This is a genomic window from Caulobacter sp. SRI_008, from assembly GCF_057586355.1.
This window is the reverse complement of record NZ_JBYCZS010000022.1, coordinates 76758-96898: the sequence shown is the minus strand read 5'-3', so window position 1 is coordinate 96898 and position 20141 is coordinate 76758. Positions and strand designations below refer to the sequence as shown.

Annotated in this window: 12 protein-coding genes; 7 read left to right on the top strand and 5 right to left on the bottom strand. The window is 70.9% G+C overall.

The features are described from left to right. Positions 1–84: 84 nt before the first annotated feature. Together AC2YHT_RS19085 and AC2YHT_RS19080 are read right to left on the bottom strand one after the other, a co-directional pair. Positions 85–2568, bottom strand: coding sequence for a glycosyl hydrolase 115 family protein (locus AC2YHT_RS19085; RefSeq protein ID WP_487291487.1), 2484 nt, complete (start codon positions 2566–2568; stop codon positions 85–87). Positions 2569–3634: 1066 nt separating this feature from the next. Then, positions 3635–5665 (bottom strand): phytase, encoded by a 2031-nt coding sequence (locus AC2YHT_RS19080; RefSeq protein WP_487291485.1) that lies wholly within the window; start codon positions 5663–5665, stop codon positions 3635–3637. Positions 5666–5842: 177 nt separating this feature from the next. Between AC2YHT_RS19080 and AC2YHT_RS19075 the strand changes: the two genes are divergently transcribed. The 6 genes from AC2YHT_RS19075 to AC2YHT_RS19050 all read left to right on the top strand — a co-directional run bounded on the left by AC2YHT_RS19075 (position 5843) and on the right by AC2YHT_RS19050 (position 16101). Further along, the gene (locus AC2YHT_RS19075; protein ID WP_487291483.1) at positions 5843–7843 is read left to right on the top strand and encodes a TonB-dependent receptor; all 2001 of its coding nucleotides are present in this window, start codon (positions 5843–5845) and stop codon (positions 7841–7843) included. A gap of 308 nt (positions 7844–8151) precedes the next feature. After that, on the top strand, positions 8152–9342 hold the full coding sequence (locus AC2YHT_RS19070; protein WP_487291482.1) for a glycoside hydrolase family 27 protein: 1191 nt from the start codon (positions 8152–8154) through the stop codon (positions 9340–9342). A 117-nt stretch (positions 9343–9459) separates the two neighbouring features. After that, the gene (locus AC2YHT_RS19065) at positions 9460–10383 is read left to right on the top strand and encodes an ROK family protein (RefSeq protein WP_487291480.1); all 924 of its coding nucleotides are present in this window, start codon (positions 9460–9462) and stop codon (positions 10381–10383) included. Positions 10384–10414: 31 nt separating this feature from the next. Beyond that, positions 10415–11890 carry a carboxylesterase/lipase family protein gene (locus AC2YHT_RS19060; protein ID WP_487291478.1) on the top strand — a complete coding sequence of 492 codons (1476 nt, stop codon included), beginning with the start codon at positions 10415–10417 and terminating at the stop codon, positions 11888–11890. A 51-nt stretch (positions 11891–11941) separates the two neighbouring features. Next, positions 11942–15367, top strand: coding sequence for a glycosyl hydrolase 2 galactose-binding domain-containing protein (locus tag AC2YHT_RS19055; protein WP_487291476.1), 3426 nt, complete (start codon positions 11942–11944; stop codon positions 15365–15367). Continuing rightward, positions 15364–16101 carry an SGNH/GDSL hydrolase family protein gene (locus AC2YHT_RS19050; RefSeq protein ID WP_487291474.1) on the top strand — a complete coding sequence of 246 codons (738 nt, stop codon included), beginning with the start codon at positions 15364–15366 and terminating at the stop codon, positions 16099–16101. Before AC2YHT_RS19055 ends, AC2YHT_RS19050 begins: the two co-directional genes overlap by 4 nt. A gap of 160 nt (positions 16102–16261) precedes the next feature. On the opposite strand, the gene AC2YHT_RS19045 is transcribed toward AC2YHT_RS19050, so the two are convergent. Both AC2YHT_RS19045 and AC2YHT_RS19040 read right to left on the bottom strand, forming a co-directional pair. Beyond that, positions 16262–16570 carry a DUF1244 domain-containing protein gene (locus AC2YHT_RS19045; protein ID WP_487291473.1) on the bottom strand — a complete coding sequence of 103 codons (309 nt, stop codon included), beginning with the start codon at positions 16568–16570 and terminating at the stop codon, positions 16262–16264. A gap of 8 nt (positions 16571–16578) precedes the next feature. Continuing rightward, a complete protein-coding gene (locus tag AC2YHT_RS19040; RefSeq protein WP_487291471.1) occupies positions 16579–17790 on the bottom strand; it encodes an ROK family transcriptional regulator in 1212 nt (403 codons plus the stop codon). 178 nt (positions 17791–17968) lie between these two features. Here AC2YHT_RS19040 and AC2YHT_RS19035 point away from each other — a divergent pair, with 178 nt between their 5' ends. After that, positions 17969–18958 carry a cellulase family glycosylhydrolase gene (locus AC2YHT_RS19035; RefSeq protein ID WP_487291469.1) on the top strand — a complete coding sequence of 330 codons (990 nt, stop codon included), beginning with the start codon at positions 17969–17971 and terminating at the stop codon, positions 18956–18958. Here the strand turns inward: AC2YHT_RS19035 and AC2YHT_RS19030 are convergent. Next, on the bottom strand, positions 18955–19974 hold the full coding sequence (locus AC2YHT_RS19030) for a cupin-like domain-containing protein (RefSeq protein WP_487291467.1): 1020 nt from the start codon (positions 19972–19974) through the stop codon (positions 18955–18957). The two genes, AC2YHT_RS19035 and AC2YHT_RS19030, sit on opposite strands and share 4 nt — an antisense overlap. Positions 19975–20141 lie beyond the last annotated feature (167 nt).

The following is a 20141-nucleotide window of genomic DNA, read 5'->3' as shown; positions in this document are numbered from 1 at the left end:
GCCGGCGTGCCGGCACGCCGTCTTCGGTCCCTAACCCCTCATCCGACCTGCTTCGCAGGCCACCTTCTCCCTATGGGAGAAGGGCTACCGACAGCCCGCCGCCGGCCTAAACACCAGCGCGTCCAGCGCCACGCCCGGATCCAACTGCGCGACCCGCACCGTCCGCGCGCCGCCGCATAGCGTCACGCCCGACGACACCCGCACCCGCCCGTCCAGCACCCCCTCGGCCCAGGCCTTGTCGCCGACCTTGCGCGATGCCGCGACCTCCACAGGCGCGCCGCCGTCCGCCGACACCGCCAGCCGCAGCGCTGTCTGGCCGTTCAGCGGGAAGGTCGGCAGCAAATCGAGGTCCAGCGACCAGGCGCCGGCCGGCAGGGTGATCGCATAGTCCAGCGCCGGCCCCGGCTGCGCGAGCGTCCGCGACGGCTCGGTCACCACCCCCGCCACCATCACCGCCCCGCCACGCCCCACGCTGTCCAGCCGCCGCCAGCCGGCGCCGTGCGCCGTCTCGGCCTCGACCACGATCACGTCGGTGTCGGTCGGCGGGAAGGGCGCCAGGCGCGGCGCGGTCGCGTCCGCCGCCGGGGCGACGAACGGCTTCTGCCGGAACGAGGTCCACTGGCCGTCGGCCGGCTCGACCGACAGGATGCCGCGCCACTTTCCCCCGGCGATCTCGTTGTTGTAGCGGCGGGTGAGAACAGCGATCTCCGCGTCCGCCGCCCGGGCCTTGTCGGCGCGGCGGCGGGCTTCCTCGGGCCGGCTGGCGATCAGCCGGTCGAAGGCCTCGGCGTCGAAGAACCGGTGGTTGGCCGCCGCGGCCGCCCGCACCGGATAGTCCACCAGTTCGAACCAGGCGTCGCGCTGCTCGGCGGGGATCTTCGCGCCCTCGCGGTCCAGCTGCGCGACCAGGGCGTCGAACCGCGCCAGCCGCGCGTCCGCCTGCGCCACCGACAGCGGGCTGGAGCGCGGGCTCGCGCCCCGGCCCCAGAACCATTGCAGGTGCTCGGGCTTGCGCTCGAAGTTCAGCTGATGGTGCTCGGCCAGGATCCCGGCGATCGCCTCGGCGCGCTCGGCTCCGAACACCTCGCGAGCGAACCGCGCCTCGTAGCCGTGCGCGCCGGCCTTGCGCACCCCGTCCACGTCCCAGGCCATGTCGAGGAACAGCTGCGTGCCAAGCTCCGCCGGCTTGATGTCGCCGACATTGGCGATCCACAGCCTGCGCGCATCCAGGTCCCAGGCCCGGCCCATCTCCTCGATCACCAGGGCCGGCGGCGTGGTCGACAGCCACAGGTGCGACAGCGGCGCGCCCAGATAGGACAGGTGGTAGTAGACGCCCGATCCGCCCGACCGCTTGCGTTCTTCGGCATCGGGCAGCTGGCGGATGTAGCCGAAATTGTCGTCCGGCCAGACCAGCGTCACGTCCTCCGGAATCTTCAGGCCCGAGCGATAGACGTCCAGCACCTCCTTGTAGGCGGTGAAGGCCTGCGGAACGGTCTCGACCTTGGGGTCGACATGGTCGCGGATCAGGCCGCGCTGGTCGGCGATGATCTTCTCCAGCAGCGTCCGCTGGCCGTCGATGTCGCCGCCGCCGACCATGCCGGAGTCGTGGATGCCCCGCATGCCCAGGGTGTAGATGTTCTCGTAGCCGCCGTTGGCCTTCACCCGCTGGCGCCAGTAGTCGAGCACGCCGTCCGGATTGGCCGCGTAGTTGTAGGCCTCCGCGCCCGCCTTCCACTCGCCGACATTGTTGCGCAGCATTGGCTCGGCGTGGGACGAGCCCATGACGATCCCCCAGCGGTCGGCCAGGGCGGCGTTGGCCGGGTCGGCGTTGAACGGCTTGCTGACCTCGTGCATGGCCGGCCACAGGGTGTTGGCCTTCAGCCGCAGCAGCAGCTGGAACACCTTCTCATAGGTCTTGGGGCCGATGTCGCCATAGGCCGGGTCGAAGGTCCTGGCCGCCCACGGCTGCAGGCCCCAGTCCTCGTCGTTGATGAAGATCCCGCGGTACTTCACCGACGGCGCCTCGACGCGGCGGGCATCGGCGGCGACGTAAAGCGCTCTGCGCCTGCTCGGCCGAACATCGGCCCACCAGGTCCACGGCGAGACGCCGATGGCGCGGCTCAGGTCGTAGACGCCATAGGCCGTACCCCTTCGGTCGCCTCCGGCGATCACCAGGGCGCGGTCGAGACCGGGCGCGGGGTTGTCGACCACGGTGATCAGGAAGCCCTCCCAACGGCCGCGCAGGTCGTCGACCTTCAGTTTCCTGTCGCGCACGAGGCCGTCGATCAGCGGGCTCTTGCCCAGCGTCCCGACCAGGATCGCCGTCCGGCCCTGGGGCGCATCCGTCGAGAGGCGAGGGGTCTTGCCGGTGACGGCCGCCAGGTCGTCGTGCAGGTCCTGGACCGCCAGGCCGACGAGCGGATCGTCGCCTTGCGAATAGAGGATCTCGGCGCCGGCGATCTGGAAGGCGCCGCGCGAGGCCTTGTCGGTGACCCAGGCCTCCTGCGCCCAGGCGGGCAGGGCGAACACGGCGACAACCAGACCGATGAGCAGCGACGCCAGCCGCATGAGCTTCCTCCAGATCGCTTCGCTGTCAGGCAGCTTGGTCGAATTGGTCAGACCATAGGGTGATCTGGAGGGTTGGCTACTCATTTTGTGAGTGCGGCTCCCATAATGTGATAGTATTCGGGCGGGGCGTTTCCACCTCCCTCCCGTAAAATCCCCGCGAAAGCGGGGACCCAGGTGTTTTATCGTCGAGCGCCGTGGGTTGCAGAAAAAGCCTGGGTCCCCGCTTTCGCGGGGATTTTACGGTTGGGGGTCTGCGTACGGGGATTGGCGAGCGTCTATCCCCGACGACCGCTCCGAAGACCCCAACCAATCCAACCCCTTGCAACTTTCTCAGCGCTCTGGATCAGACGCGCTGAAACCCGCTGCATAATGGACCCCGTCCCGTCGCAGGGAGAGGGCGCAAGGATCCGGCCCGAAGCGTGCGACGTGGATGCGATCGAGCGGGGCCGCCGGAGCTGCGTGAGCAGGGCCGGGCCAGGCTTAAATGAGGGTGGGGGACGTAAACCCATCCATCGGGAGCTTGCCTGTCATAGGCTCCCGCCCGTCCGAGGGTCCGCTCCGGCGCCTTCTGTCTGCACGCGATGGCTAGCGAAGCTTACAGCCCGGTTCCGGGGAAGGCGGATGCCGAAGGGGGTGAAGGGCGGAAAAGGCCCGCGCGCCCCGGCCTGAGGTCAAGAACGATCGCGCGGGGCGTCCAGCTTCGTCGAAACGGTATTCAAACTCACAACTCCGGGCGAGGCCCGGACGCCCCGCGCCCTCTCCGATCAACTCAGCGCATTCGCGCGAGAGGTTGAGAAGCCGTGCCTGCCCCCTCCGGCCCTCCGGGCCACCTCCCCCAGAGGGGGAGGATCTTGGTTCGCGCATTCAGATGCTCCCCCTCTGGGGGAGCTGTCGCAGAGCGACTGAGGGGGAACCTCCCCCTCTGGGGGAGGCGGCCGAAGGCCGGTGGGGGCCGTTTTCAGCTTTCGAGGCGTTGGCCGATCCCGCACCAACTCCCCCCACCGATCGCTGCGCGATCGCCTCCCCCATGGGGGGAGGTTCCTTCCGAGGCGGCCGGGCCTGACGCCTACTCCAGCCCCAGCGCCCCGGCGATCGCCGACCACGGCACGAGCTTGAAGTTCTGGTGCTCGGGCGGGAAGACGTTGCGGCCGTCCTGGGCGACGAAGGCGCCGCCTTCCAGGCCCGCGCCCAGCGAGGCGCTGGTCACTTCCAGGCCGTCGGTCTCGGAGATCCCGTCGATCCCCTTGGCCCCGTCGGCCACGACCGAGAAGCTGCCGACATAGGCGTTGTCGCCCTCGCGGCGATAGACGGCGTAGCTGTCGTTGCCCTGGCTGGAGACGACGATGAAGCCCTTGCCGCCCGGCTGGGCGTAGATGCCGACGCCTTCCAGGTCGTCCTTCAGGGCCGGGTTGGCGGCCACGCGGTCGACGGCCTTGGGCGGGCGGTTGTCCGATGGCTCGGCGCCCAGCCGCCACAGGGCGACGTCCTCTTCGGCCACGTAGAGCGCGCCGGTCTCGTCGTCGGCGACGCAGCCCTCGGTCTGGGTGTCGAACTTCACGTCGCGCACCTGGACGGCGCGGACCTTGCCGTTGGGCTGGGCGACCAGCTTCCACTGCCGCACCAGACCGTCGGGATCGCTGATGAAGACGTAGGTCGCACCCTTTTTGCCGCGGTACATGCAGAGGCCATAGGGGTCCGAAAGCCCCGTGGCCTGCACGCCGTCGGCGACCGAGGTCAGCTGCCGGGTCGCCGGGTCCAGCGTGTAGATGGCGATCGACTTGTGGGTGCGGTCGCTGGCCGTGACCAGGATCACATCCTTGCCGCCCAGCTTGAAGCCGGACCGCAGGTCGACATTGTTCATCTTGCCGTCGGCCAGGTACTGCAAGGGCTTGCCGGCCAGATCGTAGACCAGCAGGCCGCCCTTCTTGTCGGTGGCGATGATGGCGCTCTTGGCCGGATCGGCCGGGTTGGCCCAGATGGCCGGATCGTCGGCGGCGTCGCCGTCATGGGCGACCGGCGTGGTCTCCATGGTCGGGCGGACCACGGCGAAGTCGGCCTTGGGCCTGGAGCCGGCCGCGTCGCCCGTGGCCAGCTTGAGCCCGGCGGCCACGTCGGCCCACGACACGACCTTCATGTTCGCGCCCGACTTGCGGTCGTCGGCGACCAGCAGGGCGCCGGCGGGCAGGCGATCGCCCAGGGGGGCGCGCAGGGCGAACAGGCCCGACGGGTTCTCGACGGCGTTCTGCTGGTCGGCCTGGATGCGGAACAGGCCGGTGAAGGCGTCGTCCTGGGAGCGATCGTAGACGGCGTAGTCGCCGGCCGTGGCGTTGGCGGCGACCAGGAAGCGGGCGTTCTGCCCGCCGTCGACCAAGGCCAGGCCCGCCACCTCGCCGGCGATCTGGCCCAGGCGGTTGGCGTCGATCAGGGTCGGGACCGGATCGGATTCCGGATCGGCGGCGTAACGCCAGATGCCGACCGCTTCCTGGGCGACATAGAGCGCGCCGGTCACGTCGTCGGCGACGCAGTACTTGGCCTCGGACGACAGGTGCAGGCGGCGCACGATGCGGCCGTCCAGCTTGCCGTCGGCGGTGGGGAACAGCAGCCACTGGTCCATCTGGCCGGCCACGCCCAGGGTGAAGGCGTAGAGCGAGCGGTCACGCGACCCGCGCCACAGGCAGACGCCTTCGCCGGCGTAGTCGAGGGTCAGCGGCTTGGCGTCGAGATTGGCGGCCTGGCCGGTGGCGAAGTCGTAGGCGGCCAGGCGCAGGCGGCCGCCCTTGCGGTCGAGCAGCGCCACCAGCGGCTTGCCCTCGTGCTCGCGCACATCGACGCCGTAGACCTCGCCGCCGGCGATCGCGCCGACCCGCTGGCCATCGAGGCCGTAGAGCTCCAGCCCGCCGCCTTCGCCGGTGGCGGCGATCAGGCTCTTCTCGGGCGCGGCCGGATTGCGCAGCAGGGCCACGCCGTTGGCGCCGCCTTCGGTGGTCGGGGCGGTCGAGACGGCCGGCGCGACGGCCGGGGCCTCGGCGAGGGCGGATCCGGCGCCGAGCAGGAAGGCGAGCACGCCGACGGCGGCGCTGGCGCGAAGATGGGTCATTGTGCGGATCCCCCAAGGTCGTTCGGACAGGTCGTACGGCCAGCCCTGGCCGGCGCGTGGCTTATGCGACGATTTCAAAACGGATTGATGACGCCGAAGCCCTTTCGCCGACACGGGCGTTTCTCCGCGCCGAGCGGCTATAGTCCGACCCGAGTCTTTCGCCGCCCTGGAGCCGCCATGTTCGACGCCCCCATCGAGGCGACACCCGTTTCCGAAGTCATCGTGACCGGCGCGCGCCTGCCGCCGTCGGCGGGGGAGGGGGCCTTCGCCATCTCGACCCTGGCTGACCCGGCCTGGGCCCGCTCGACCCGGCTCGACGAGCAGCTGGCGCGGGCGCCGGGCGTCTCGCTGTTTCGGCGCACCTCCAGCCTGGCGGCCAATCCGACCACCCAGGGCTTGTCGCTGCGGGCCATCGCCCCATCCGGCGCCGGGCGGGCGCTGGTCACCCTCGACGGCGTGCCGCAGAACGATCCGTTCGGCGGCTGGGTGATCTGGGGCGGCCTCCCGTCCGAGACGATCCAGGACGTCCGCATCGTCCGCGGCGCCGGGGCCCAGGCCTATGGCGCGGGGGCCCTGACCGGCGTCGTCGCCCTCACGGGCCGCGACGGCGGCGCCGAGGTGCTGGAGGCCAGCGCCGAGGCCGGCGGGCTAGGCTACGGCCGCGCGGCGGTCACCGCCGGGGCCGCTGGGATCCTGGCCAGCGTCTCGGCCGAGCGCTCCGACGGCTGGACCCCGGTCCGCGAGGGACGCGGCGCGGCCGATGAGCCCCTGGCCATGCAAGCCTGGTCGGCGGCCCTGCGCTACGACACGCGTCTTGCCGCAGGTCCGGCCCTGGCCGCCCGCGTCGCCGTCCATGACGAGAACCGCCGCTCGGGCTTGTTCGGCGCCGACGCCCGCTCGCGCGGCGCCCAGGCCAGCCTGACCTTGGCGCAGGCTCCGTCGCCGGACCGCAAGGGCTGGCGGCTCCAGGCCTGGACCCTGGTCAGCGACCTGCAGAACCGCTCCGTCGCGGTCGCGACCGGCCGCGCCTCGACCACCCCGGCCAACGACCAGTACGAGACGCCCGCCTACGGCTTTGGCTTCAACGCCGCCCTGCGCGGCGTGCGCGGGCCGCTGGAGTGGGAACTGGGCGCCGACGTTCGCGCCGCCGAGGGCGAGACCCACGAGCGCTTCCGCTACATGTCCGGCCAGTTCACCCGCCTGCGCGAGGCCGGCGGCCGCACCACCACGGCCGGCATCTATGCCGACGCCAGCTGGACCTCCGGCCCCTGGCTGGCCACCGGCGACCTGCGCCTGGACCACTGGCGCGCCTTCGACGCCCGCCGCCGCGAGTTCGACGCCCAGACCGGCGCGGCCACCCTCGACGAGACGCCCGCCGGCCGCAGCGCGACCACGCCCACCGGCCGCGTCGGCCTGCGCCGCGATCTTGGCCCCGGCTTCCTGCGCGCCGCCGCCTATGCCGGCTTTCGCCCGCCCACCCTCAACGAGCTGCATCGCCCGTTCCGGGTCGGCAACGACGTCACCGAGGCCAACGCCGCCTTGAAGCCGGAGCGCCTCTACGGCGTCGAGGCTGGCGGCGGCGTCGGGGGGCGGGCGGGGAGTCTGACCGCCACCCTGTTCCTCAACCGCCTCGACGATCCGGTGGCCAATGTCACCATCGGGACGGGGCCGGCCACCTTCCCGACGGCCGGTTTCATCCCGGCCGGCGGCGTGCTGCGCCAGCGCCAGAACGTCGGCCGCATCGACGCGGTGGGCCTGGAGCTGGAAGGCCGAGCCCATCTCTCCGAACGCCTCGCCCTGACCGGCGCGGTGATGGCGACCCGGGCCGAGGTCGATGGCGGATCGGACGCCCCGCAACTGACCGGCAAGCGCCCCGCCCAGGCTCCACGCCTGGCGGTCTCAGCCGGTCTGGAGTGGAAGGCCGCCGAGCGCCTCGACCTCTTCCTCGCCGCCCGCCACGAGGGCGCGCGGTTCGACGACGACCTCAACACCCGTCGCCTGCAAGCCGCCACGACGCTGAACCTCTCGGCCCGCTACGCCGTCAATACGGCGACCCGTCTGGAGGTCGAGCTGCGCAACGCCTTCGACGCGCAGGTCGCCACCGGCCGCACCGGCGATGGGATCACCAGCTACGACGCGCCGCGCAGCCTGCGGGTGGGCGTCGTCTACGTGCGTTGAGAATGGTACCGCTAAAAACAAAAGCAAATTTATTTATTCTATTGACGCGCCCCCGCGGAACGTGATGACTTCGTTCTCAAGCGATCCGGACGCGGCCTCGACGCCGCTCCAGGATCCGGGAGGGAACCATGACTTTCAGGCGCAGCCCTGGCGCGTCCACGCGCAACCGATCTTCCCGCAGTAACGACTGAGGCCTTCGTCGCCTCGCGGTCCGTCGATCCACCCGCGCCTTTCCCATATTTCCTGCACGCGGGAGCCAAGGGATCGGCGGACCGTCTTCCTTCTTCTTTTCCTTTCCGCGTGAGCCCATGAAGCGCCTCGTCTCGACCCTGGCGGCCGCCTCCCTGCTGTTCGCCGCCGCGCCGGCCCTGGCCGACGATCCGCCGCCGCCGCTGCCCGACAACGGCTTGGCCCGCACCCCGCCGATGGGCTGGAACAGCTGGAACAGGTTCGGCTGCAACGTCGACGAGACCCTGATCAAGCGCATGGCCGACGCCATGGTCTCGTCGGGCATGAAGGACGCCGGCTACGACTACGTGGTCATCGACGACTGCTGGCACGGCGAGCGCGACACGCGCGGCGACATCCAGCCCGATCCCAAGCGTTTCCCGAGCGGCATGAAGGCCCTGGGCGACTACATCCACGCCAAGGGCCTGAAGTTCGGCATCTATTCCGACGCCGGCCTGAAGACCTGCGCCGGCCGGCCCGGCAGCCGCGGCTACGAATACCAGGACGCCCGCCAGTACGCCGCTTGGGGCGTTGACTACCTGAAGTACGACTGGTGCATGGCCGGCACGCAGGATGCGCAGTCGTCCTACTACATCATGTCGGCCGCGCTGCAGGCCACGGGCCGGGACATCGTCTTCTCGATCTGCGAGTGGGGCGGCTCGAAGCCGTGGCTGTGGGGCGCCCAGGTGGGTAACCTCTGGCGCACCACCGGCGACATCTACGACGCCTGGGAGGGCGTGAAGGGCTACAGCCTGGGGATGCTCAACATCCTCGACAAGCAGGCCGAGCTCCATCCCTACGCAAAACCCGGCCACTGGAACGATCCCGACATGCTCGAGGTCGGCAACGGGGGCATGACCACCGAAGAGTACCGCGCGCATTTCAGCCTGTGGGCCATGCTGGCCGCGCCGCTGATCGCCGGCAACGACATCGGCCACATGGACGCCGACACCAAGGCGATCCTGACCAACAAGGAAGTCATCGCCGTCGATCAGGACCCGCTCGGCGCCCAGGCGCGACGGGTGTCCAGGCAGGGCGACCTGGAGGTCTGGGCGCGGCCGCTGAAGGGCGGCGGCCGGGCGGTGGTGCTGCTCAATCGCGGCGCCGCGCCGGCGGAGGTGCGGGTGGACTGGTCGATGCTCGACTATCCCGCTACTCTGTCTGGCAGAGTTCGTGATCTGTGGGCGGGGAAGGACCTGGGCCCGCGCAAGGGCGGCTACGCGGCGCAGGTCGCGCCGCACGGCGTGGTCATGGTCACGGTCTCGCCGTGACTTTATGAATAAATAAAAAGCGTTTTTTAATTATGGCGCGCCCAGCGGACGCAGGGTAAGCCATCGGCGGAATATGTGTCGGCGCGCAGTCGCCGAGCGTGCGACAGGGAGTATTGGGTGATCCAGATCGGGATCGATTTCGGCGGAACCAAGATCGAGGCGACCGCCCTGTCGTCTGACGGTCGCGTGCTTTCGACCCTCCGCACCCCTACGCCTGGCGACTACGACAGCGCTCTGGCCGCCGTGCGCGACCTGGTGGCCCGCACCGAGCAGGCGGCCGGCGGCCGCGGCACGATCGGGGTCGGCGCCCCGGGCTCGGTGTCGCCGCGCACCGGCCTCGTGCGCAACGCCAACACCACCTACCTGAACGGCCGCCGGTTCCGCGAGGACCTGGAGGCCGCGCTCGATCGCCCGGTGCGCCTGGCCAACGACGCCAACTGCCTGGCCCTGTCCGAGGCCACCGACGGCGCGGCAGCTGGCGCGCGGGTGACCTTCGCGGTGATCATCGGCACCGGCTGCGGCGGCGGCCTCGTCGTCGACGGCAAGCTGGTCGAGGGCGGCAACGGCGTCGGCGGCGAGTGGGGCCACGTCCCGCTGCCCTGGCCCAAGGCCGAGGAAAACCCCGGTCCGCAGTGCTGGTGCGGCCGTCATGGCTGTCTGGAGACCTGGATTTCGGGCACCGGCTTCCGCCGCGACTTCCGCGAGCACGGCGGCGCCGATCTCAGCGGTGCGGCGATCGTCGAGGCCGCCGCCGGCGGCGACCCGGTCGCCCAGGCCGCCCTCGACCGCTATCTCGATCGCCTGGCCCGCGGCCTGGCGGTGATCGCCGACATCGTCGATCCAGACGTCTTCGTGCTGGGCGGCGGCATGTCCAATGTCGACGTGCTGTATGAGCGCCTGCCGGGCCTGGTGGGACCGCACGTCTTCACCGACCGCTGGGAGAGTCGCATCGTCAAGGCGCGCTGGGGCGACTCCTCGGGCGTGCGAGGCGCGGCCCGGCTGTGGAACCAGGCCGACTGGTCCAGCGATGTCGCCGCCTGACGGCGCCAGGAGGAGGGATCGCCCGATGCGGATGCCCCGCCTCCTTTTCGCGGCGCTGCTGACAGCGCTGGCAACCCAAGCGGCCGCAGAACCGGCGCGGGTCTCGACCAAGGTCGGCGTCCTGGTCGGCGAGCAGCGCGCGGACGGAAGCACGGCCTTTCTCGGCGTTCCCTTCGCCCGTCCGCCGGTCGGCGACCTGCGCTGGAAAGCGCCGAGACCGCTGCCAGCCTGGACCGGCGAGCGCATCGCCTTGAAGTCCGGTCCCGCCTGCCTCCAGACCTCGCGCGGCTGGAACGCCGCCGACGCCGCACGGGGCAGCGAGGACTGCCTCTATCTCGACATCCGGGTTCCGAAACACGCCGCGGGCGCGCGCCTGCCGGTGATGGTCTGGGTGCATGGCGGGGCCAACCACGCCGGCTCCGGCGCGGGGACGGTGGAGTCGAGCCTGGTCGACCAGGGCGTCATCCTGGTCAGCGTGCAGTACCGCCTGGGCGTCTTCGGCTTCCTGTCGCATCCAGGCCTGACCCGCGAGCAGGGCGGGGCGTCGGGCAACTACGCCCTGATGGACCTGATCGCGGCCCTGCGCTGGGTTCACGACAACGCCGCCGCGTTCGGCGGCGACCCCGGCAACGTCACCCTGTTCGGCCACTCGGCCGGCGGCCAGGACGTTGGCCTCGTCATGCTGTCGCCCCAGGCCCGGGGCCTGTTCGCGCGGGGGATCCTGCAGAGCGGCCCGCCGGGCTTCGGCTTCGCGCCACGCACCTTGAAACAGAACGAGGCGATCGGCCTGCAGTTGGCCAGGGGCGTCGGTGCGGGATCGCTGGCCGACCTGCGCAAGGTCTCGGGGCCCGACCTGCTCAAGGCCGCCGAAGACCTGAAGGCGCCGATCGACGACCAAGGCTTCATCTGGACCCAGGCGGTGGTCGACGGCGCCGTGCTGCCCAAGGCGCCCGAGGCGCTGCTGAGCGACCCGGCCGTCAAGCCGATGATCGTCGGCTCCAGCGCCCGTGAGATCGCTCTGTTCGGCGGCGATCCGAAGCAGGCGAGGGAGTGGGTCGCGGAAACGTTCGGCGCACGGGCGCCGCAGGTGCTTGGAGTCTACGGGCTCGACCGAGACCCGCCGCCGGCCGCCGATCCGCTGCGCGGCGACGCCGTGCTGCAACTGGCTGCCGACCGCATGTTCCGCTGCCCGGCCGTCTCGGTCGCCGCCCTGCGCGCCAAGGCCGGCGGCAAGGTCTGGCGCTACGAGCTGGCCGTTCCGCCGCCGGGGCAGGCGGCCGTCGGCCATGGTTCGGAACTGACCAATGTATTCGACCGGCCCGCGCCGGGCCGCCCGCCGATGCAGGCCTATTGGGCCGCTTTCGCTCGGACGGGAGATCCCAACGCCGCCGGCCTGCCGCCCTGGCCAGCCGAGGACGGCGCGGCCCGCCGCCTCGTCTTCGCCCCTGACGGGCCGAGGGCGGAGCAGGGCGGCGAGGCGGCCTGCCGGTTCCTGACCCGGCCCTAGAACATCTGGCGACAAGCGGCGACCAAGCCGCGCGCGGAGGAGGAAACGGAAATGACGACCCGCTCGAAGTCCGTCTTGAAGCCTGGCCTTCTCGCCGGCTGCGCCCTGGCCCTGATGGCCTCGACCGCGCTCGCCCAATCTTGGGGGCCCTACAACGCCGACTTCCCGGCCGGCGGCGACGGGCTGTCGCGTCCGCTGGCGGGCGCCAGCGAGGGCCAGGCGCTGCCGGCCGGCGCGCCCTGGTCGCTGTCGGCCTGGGTCAGGGTCTCCGAGCCGCCGGTCGCCCCGGCCCTGGTCGCCGGTATCGGCGATCCGGCCAGCGGCCGCTTCCTGGCGGTCGGCCCGGACGGTTTCGCCGCCGTGGCCGCCAGAACTCAGACCAAGGGCGGCGAGGCGCCCAGGCCCGGCGACTGGCGCTTCGTCGCCGCCGTCTCGGACGGCGCCAAGGTCACGCTCTATGTCGATGGCAAACCGGCCGGGCAGGGGACGGCGCCCGCCGCCGCCACGCCCGCGCTCGTCGCCCTCGGTCCGCGCAAGGCGCCGGGCTTCGCGCCCTTCGCCGGCCAGGTGGCGGGCTTCCGCGCCGAGGCTCGCGCCCTGTCGGCCGACGAGATCAAGGCGCTGGCCGCCCGCAAGCCCGATCCGCTGACCGTCTTCGAGACCGGCAGCCCGACCTGGCCAGTCCAGGTGCGCCAGATGTACGGCCAGGTCAGCCCGCAGGAGGCCTGGACCCGGCCCCAGGGCAAGGGCGCGATCTCGGCCCCCGTCGCCAAGCCCGCCTATGCCGGTCCGGCCCTGGTCGAGGCCGGCCCCGGCGCCTGGACCCTGAAGCGCTGGAGCCTGGTCGAGGCGCCCAAGGTCGCCGAGGGCGGCGAGGCGATCACCTCTCCTGGTTTCGACGCCAAGGCCTGGTACGCGGCCACCGTGCCCGGCACGGTCCTGACCACCCTGGTCGATCGCGGCGTCTATCCCGACCCCGACTACGGCCTCAACAACACCGCCATCCCCGAGAGCCTGAACAAGCAGGCCTACTGGTACCGCACCACCTTCGACGCGCCAGCCGCAACGGCCGGCAAGCGTCCGCGCCTGACTTTCAAGGGCGTCAACTACGCCGCCGAGGTGTGGCTTAACGGCGAAAAGCTGGGCGACATGAAGGGCGCCTTCGTGCGCGGCCGCTTCGACGTGGCCGGCAAGCTGAAGCCGACCGGCAACGTCCTGGCGGTGAAGGTCTCGCCGCCGACCCATCCGGGCCTGGCGCACGAGGAATCCCTGACCGCCGGGGTCGGCGAGAACGGCGGCATGATGGCCCTGGACGGCCCGACCTTCGTCGCCAGCGAGGGCTGGGACTGGATCCCCAGCGTCCGCGACCGCAACACCGGCCTGTGGCAGGACGTGGTGCTGGAAGCCTCCGGTGATGCGCGGCTGGGCGATCCGCAGGTGGTCACCACCTTGCCCAAAGCTGACAACAGCGTCGCCGAGGTCGAGATCGTCGCGCCGGTCGAGAACCTGTCGGACCATCCGGTCCAGACCACGGTGACGGCCGCCTTCGACGGCGTCCGGGTCAGCAAGACCGTGACGGTCGCGCCTGGCGCCTCCACCGTCCGTCTGACCCCCGCCGAATTCCCGCAACTGGCCGTGACCAACCCCAAGCTCTGGTGGCCCAACGGCTATGGCGACCAGGCCCTGCACGACCTGGTCCTGACCGCCGCCGTCGACGGCCAGGCCTCGGACGAGAAGCGCCTGCGGTTCGGCATCCGCCAGATCACCTACGAACTGTCGCTGATGAACCCGTCCGGCCACCTGCGCCGCGTCGAGGTGGACTTCAGCAAGGCCCGGCAGCTCGGCCAGGACGTCACCGACGGCTCCCACGAGGGCATCCGCAAGGTGGTCGACGGCTGGGCGACCTCGCTGACCGCCCAAGGCGACGCCTCGGAAGCCGTCAAGGACGTGCCCGAGACGGGCCTGGCCCCGTACCTCGTGCTCAAGGTCAACGGCGTGAAGATCGCCGCGCGCGGCGGCAACTGGGGCACGGACGATTGGCGCAAGCGCATCGAGCGCGAGCGCCTCGAACCCTATTTCCGCCTGCACAAGGAGGCTGGCCTCAACACCATCCGCAACTGGGTGGGCCAGAACACCGAGGAGCCGTTCTACGACCTGGCCGACGAGTACGGCCTCTTGGTGCTCAACGACTTCTGGGCCTCGACCCAGGACTACCAGCTCGAGCCGCAGGACGTGCCGCTGTTCCTCAACAACGCCGCCGATGTCATCGCGCGCTACCGCAACCACCCCTCGATCGCCCTGTGGTTCGGCCGCAACGAGGGGGTGCCGCAGCCGATCCTCAACGAGGGACTGGAGGCCCTGGTCCACGATCTGGACGGCACGCGCTGGTACACCGGCAGCTCCAACCGCGTGAACCTGCAGAACAGCGGCCCCTACAACTACCGGGAGCCCGAGACCTATTTCAGCGACCACGCCAAGGGCTTCTCGGTCGAGGTCGGCACGCCGTCGTTCCCGACCCTGGAAGCCTTCCAGGCCGCCGTGCCCGCGCCCGACCGCTGGCCGATCAGCGACACCTGGGCCTATCACGACTGGCACCCCACCGGTAACGGCGCGACCAAAACCTTCATCGACGCCATGGCCAGGAAGCTCGGCGCGCCGACCAGCCTCGAGGACTTCGAGCGCAAGGCCCAGCTGATGAACTACGAGACCCACCGGGCGATGTTCGAGGGCATGAACCAGGAGCTCTGGACCAAGTCTTCGGGCCGCCTGCTGTGGATGACCCAGCCCGCCTGGCCTTCGACCATGTGGCAGATCCTCAGCCACGACTACGACACCCACGGCGCCTTCTACGGAACCAAGGCGGCTTCGGAGCGCGTCCATGCGCAGATGAGCCTGGCCGACCACGCTCTGGCGGTGGTCAACAACACGACCGCGCCGGTGGCGGGCGCGAGCCTGCGCACCCGGGTGCTCGACCTGTCGGGCAAGGTGCTCTCCGACCGGACCGACGTGGTCGACGCCGCCGCCAACGCCGTGACGCCTGGCCGGACGCTCGACCTTGGCCTGAAGGCCGGGGAGGCGGCCGTGGTCCGCCTCGACCTGACCGCCGCCGACGGCGCGGTGCTGTCGCGCAACCTCTACTGGATCGGCCAGGACGACGCTGGCGAGCGCCGGCTCGCCGGCATGCCGGCCCAGCCGGTGAGCCTTGCGACCAAGGCCGGCAAGGCCGCGAACGGGGAGGGGCTGGTCGCCGTCACCCTGGCCAACACTGGCGAGGCTCCGGCCCTGAACGCCAAGCTGACCCTGGTGGACGCCAAGGGCGACGGGATCCTGCCGGCCTACTATTCCGACAACTACGTCTCGCTGCTGCCGGGCGAGACCCGCACGGTCGAGATCCGCTTCCCGGCGAGCAAGGCCAAGGGAGCCAAGGTCGCCCTGCGCGGCTGGAACGTGAAGCCCCGCGTGGAGACCGTCCGATGAACCGCCGCCTGCTGCTCACAGCCGGCCTTGCCTTTTCGGGGCTGGGCCTGCCTGGCGTCGCCCTTGCCCAGACCCCACCGAGCGAGGAGGAGGTCCGGCTCCACACCGACTGGCCGTGGCTGGCCCGCTACCGCGACGCCAACCTCGCCGACACGGCCCTGCCGGCGCAGCGGCGGCGCTGTGTGTTCATCGGCGACTCGATCACCCAGGGCTGGAAGGACGCGCGGCCAAGCTTCTTCGAGACCAACGGCTTCATCGGGCGCGGCATCGGCGGTCAGACGACGCCGCAGATGCTGCTGCGGTTCACGCCCGACGTCGTCGCGCTCAAGCCGGCGGCGGTGCACATCCTGGCCGGAACGAACGATATCGCCGGCAACACCGGTCCGTTCGACCCCGTCGCGACACGCAACAACCTCTCGGCCATGGTCGCCCTGGCCAAGGCGGCGGGTATCCGCGTGATCGTCGGCTCGATCACCCCGGCGGCCATCTATCCCTGGAAGCCGGCCCTGCATCCCGACGTCGAGATCCCGCGCCTCAATGCCTGGATCAAGGCTTTCGCGGCCGAGCAGGGGGCGGTGTTCGCCGACTATACGGCGGTGATGGACGACGGCCGCGCGGGCATGAAGCCGGGCCTGGCCTACGATCAGGTCCATCCGACGCAGGACGGCTACGCGGTGATGGAGCCCGTCGCCCTGGCGGCGGTGAAGGCGGCGCTGGGGGGGCTAGATCGCTAGGAGCGTCGCTCCAATACTCCGAGCATCCCCGCGAAGGCGGGGATCCAAGCTGCGGTAGCCGGTCGAACGCGGCGCACGACCCTGGACTCGGCTTGGGCCCCCGCCTTCGCGGGGGAAATCGGAGCCGGGGACAGAGAGGGAAAGAGAGGGAAAGAGAACCCTAGCCCTCGCCCCGCAGCTGCTTGTTCAGCGCCACGCTGGCGTCCATGCGGGCCAGCTGCTCCGGGCTCGCCGGCGCCTGGTGCCTGGCCTTCCACTCGGCCTGCGGCATGCCGTAGATCGCCTCGCGGGCCTGGTCCTTGTCGATCGCGCCTTCCGAAGCCTCGTGCACCCAGTCGGCCAGGCAGTTGCGGCAGAAGCCGGCCAGGCCCATCAGGTCGACGTTCTGGGCGTCGGTGCGCAGTTGCAGGTGCTCGACCAGCCGGCGGAAGGCGGCGGCGGCGAGGCGGTCGTCGATCTCTACGGACATCTGAACTCTCAGGTCTTCTGCAGGGCCGCGCGCGAGGGCAGCAGGCGCTCGATGATCGGCAGGATGGCCGCGCCCATGGCCGGGGCGTCGGCCGCCAGGGCCGCGCGCTGCACCGGGGCCAGCGACGGCACGCCGGGCACGGCGGCCAGCTTGGCGTTCAGGGCTTCGGCCAGGCGATCGACCAGGGTCTCGGGCAGGCGGCCGCCCACATAGACGGCCTGCGGGTTGATCAGGCAGCTGACGGCGACCATAGGCCCGGTCAGCAGGTCGGCGGCCAGGTCGATCCAGGCCTCGACCATCGCCTGGCCCTCGGCCGGCAAGGTCTCCAGCTCGCCCGGGGCGCTGATGACGACGCCGTTGTTCTCCAGGAACTGGGCCAGGGCCGACAGCGACACCGCCTCCTGCAGCGTCGCCACGTCGATGCGCGGCGAGGTCACCGGCAGGAAGCCCAGCTCGCCGCTGCGCCCTTGCGCGCCCCGGAAATACTCGCCCTCGACCACCAGGCCCCCGCCCAGGCCCGAGGTCACCAGCACGTAGAAGAAGCTCGGCGCGTTCAGGCCGTGACCGAAGTGCAGCTCGCCCAGGGCCGCGGCGGCGGCGTCGTTCTCGACGGTGACCGGCAGGTCGTGGCGGCGCGACAGCAGTTCGCGCACGTCGGTGCTGTTCCAGGCCCCGTACTCGGCGGGGCGGTGGGGCAGGTCCACGCGGGCCATGTCGTCGGGCATGGCCACGCCCACGCCGATGATCCGCTCGGCCTGCACGCCCTCGGTCTTGAGGAAGGCGTTCCAGTTGGTCTCGAAGAACTCGACCACGGCGTCCGGCCCGGCGAAGGCCACTTCCCAGGTCGAGCGCGCCCGCACCTGGCCGGCGAAGTCCAGCAGCAGGATGGTGACGTGGTCGCGGTCGATGTTGAGGCCGATCGAGAAGCAGCCGTCCGGATTGACCGCCAGGGTCATGGCCGGCTGGCCCCGGCCGCCGTGCAGCTTGCCGGCCTCCAGGATCAGGCCGTCGTCGAGGAGGCGCTTGGTGATGTTGGTGATGGCCGGCACCGTCAGCCCGGTCAGGGCGGCGATCTCGGGCTTGGTCTTGGCGCCGCCGATGCGGATCGACTGCAGGGTGACGCGCTGATTGTAGTCGCCCGCCCGCTCCAGGTTCGTGCCCGACAGGCTGGGGCCGGCTTGCGAGGTCTTGCGGGCGGGGCTTTTGGGCGACTGGCTCATCTGAGGTCTGGCTTAGCACCTGCGGGACGAATAACGAAACCGACTTGGCCGACAAGGCGGCGCCTGGGCGACCCTCCGGCGGGCGGCGGCAATAAGCAAAGTCCCTTTCTTTTATCCCTTGCGCCGGCGAAGCGCCATCGTCACGGTCCGGCCCAACCAATTGGGGGGAGACGATCGGGTGAGGGCGAGGATCGCGCGATGGGCGGCGGCCGTAGCGGCGCTGGCGGTGATCTCGGCGGCGAGTCCGGCCCTGGCCGGTTTCTCCGTGCGCGACGGCAAGCTGGTCGACGCCTGCGGCGACGTCTTCACAGCGCGCGGCGTCAATCTTCCCCACGCCTGGCGGCCCAGGGCCACGGGCAAAGCGATCCGCGAGTCTGCGGCCCTGGGCTCCAACACGGTGCGGGTGGTGCTGAGCGACGGCACGCGCTGGCGGCGCACCTCGCCTTCGACCGTTCGCCGGATCATCGCCAAGGCCCGTCGCGCCGGTCAGGTCGTCATCCTCGAGGTCCACGACACCACCGGCTACGGTCTGGAGCCCAAGGCCGCCCATATTGGCTCGGCCGTGGCCTATTGGGTGAGCCTGGCCCCCGTGCTGCGCGGCCAGGAGGACTACGTCCTGGTCAATATCGGCAACGAGCCGACGGCCGGAACCACCACAGGCGTTCAATGGCTGGAGGCCCACCGCACGGCGGTGATCGCCCTGCGCGCGGCGGGCCTGCGCCACGCTCTGGTGATCGACGCCCACGACTATGGCCAGGACCGCTCCGGAACCATGCGCGATCATGCCGCCGAGCTCTTCGCCGCCGATCCGCTGAAGGCCCTCGTCTTCGACGTCCACATGTACGAGGCCTACGGGACGGGCGAGGCCGTGCGAGCCTACCTCCAGGCCTTCGCCGACGCGCGCCTGCCGCTGATCGTCGGCGAGTTCGGGCCCGACCACCGGGGCGAGCCGGTCGACGAGGAGGCCATCTTCCGCCTGTCGAACGCCATGGGCGTCGGCTACCTGGCCTGGTCGTGGTCGGGCAACGCCCCCGAGGTCGCCGACCTCGACCTCGTCCAACGCTTCGACGGCCGCCGGCTGACGCCCTGGGGCCAGCGGTTCTTCCGAGGTCCGGGCGGGGTGGGCGAGACGGCGCGCAGGTCGCGGGTGTTCGCGGGCTGCCGCTAGCCCTTCTTGGCCGCCGCAGACTCGGCCAGCACGCGCGACAGGATGGTCAGCAGTTCACGGCCGGCGATCTCGTCGAGGTCGCCCAGTATGCCGCGCGCCTCCACCGGCAGATGGTCGGCCGCGTCGCCCTCGGTGCGGAACACGTAGTGGTCGAACATCGCCTTCCAGGCCTGGCGGTGGGCCGGGGGCAGGCCGCGCAGGGTCAGCATGGCGTGCATGAACGCGTCGCGCGGCGCGCCCCGGCCCTGGTTGTGGGCGGGCCACCAGTAGTTCACCAGCATGTTGACCGGATCGAGCGAGCGCACGTGGTGCCACCACAGGTACGGCACGTAGATCGCGTCGCCGGCTTCCAGCTCGACGGTCTGGGCCGCCTCCAGCGCCTGGGCGAAGCGGGGGAAGCGCTCCAGGTCCGGGTTCTCGAACTCCACCAGGCTGATGGTCGCGCCGGCCGGCGTGCGCTCGAACGGCCCGATATAGAGGTTCTCGACCTGGTCGGGCGGGAACAGGGTGAAGCGGCGACGGCCGGCGACGACGCAGGCGATGTTCTCGTACGGGTCGTTGTGGGCCGCGACGATGACTCGGTTGCCGATCCACACCCGCGGCTCGATCTCGGGACCCAGCAAGGGCAGGGGATTGGCCTCGGCGAAACCTGGCAGGGCGTTCCAGGTCGGCACCGACTGGGCGGCCAGGGCCTCCTGCTCGCCGCTGGCGGCGTACTGGGCCAGGAACGAGAAGGTCTTGCCCAGCCGCGCCCGGCCGCTGCGGAAGTTCATGTCGAACAGGGTGTCGCCGTAGAACAGCCGGCCGCCCGCCTCGGCGGGGGCGAAGACCGTGCCGACCGTCTGGCCGGAGTCGAAGCGCGACAGGTAGTCGAACAGGGCGACGTGGCCCTGGCGGCCGGCCTCGACCACCGGCCAGTGCGCGGCCAGACCCCGGATGACGACCGGCTCGGCGGCGGCCGTCAGAGCCGCGAGCGCCTCCGGAGAGGTCGCGTTCGATTCGCGGATCTGTTTCACTGGCGAAGCCTCCCCCTCGAAGGTCGTCACCCTTCGGCGGGGCGTACGGAAGGCGGAATGTGTCTGTCAGGCAACAGCGGTTGGCAAGGCTCGCCGATTAAACAAAATAATTTTATAAAATGCTGGCGCGCGGACATTTGCTGCGGTTATGAAACGATAAGCGCCCG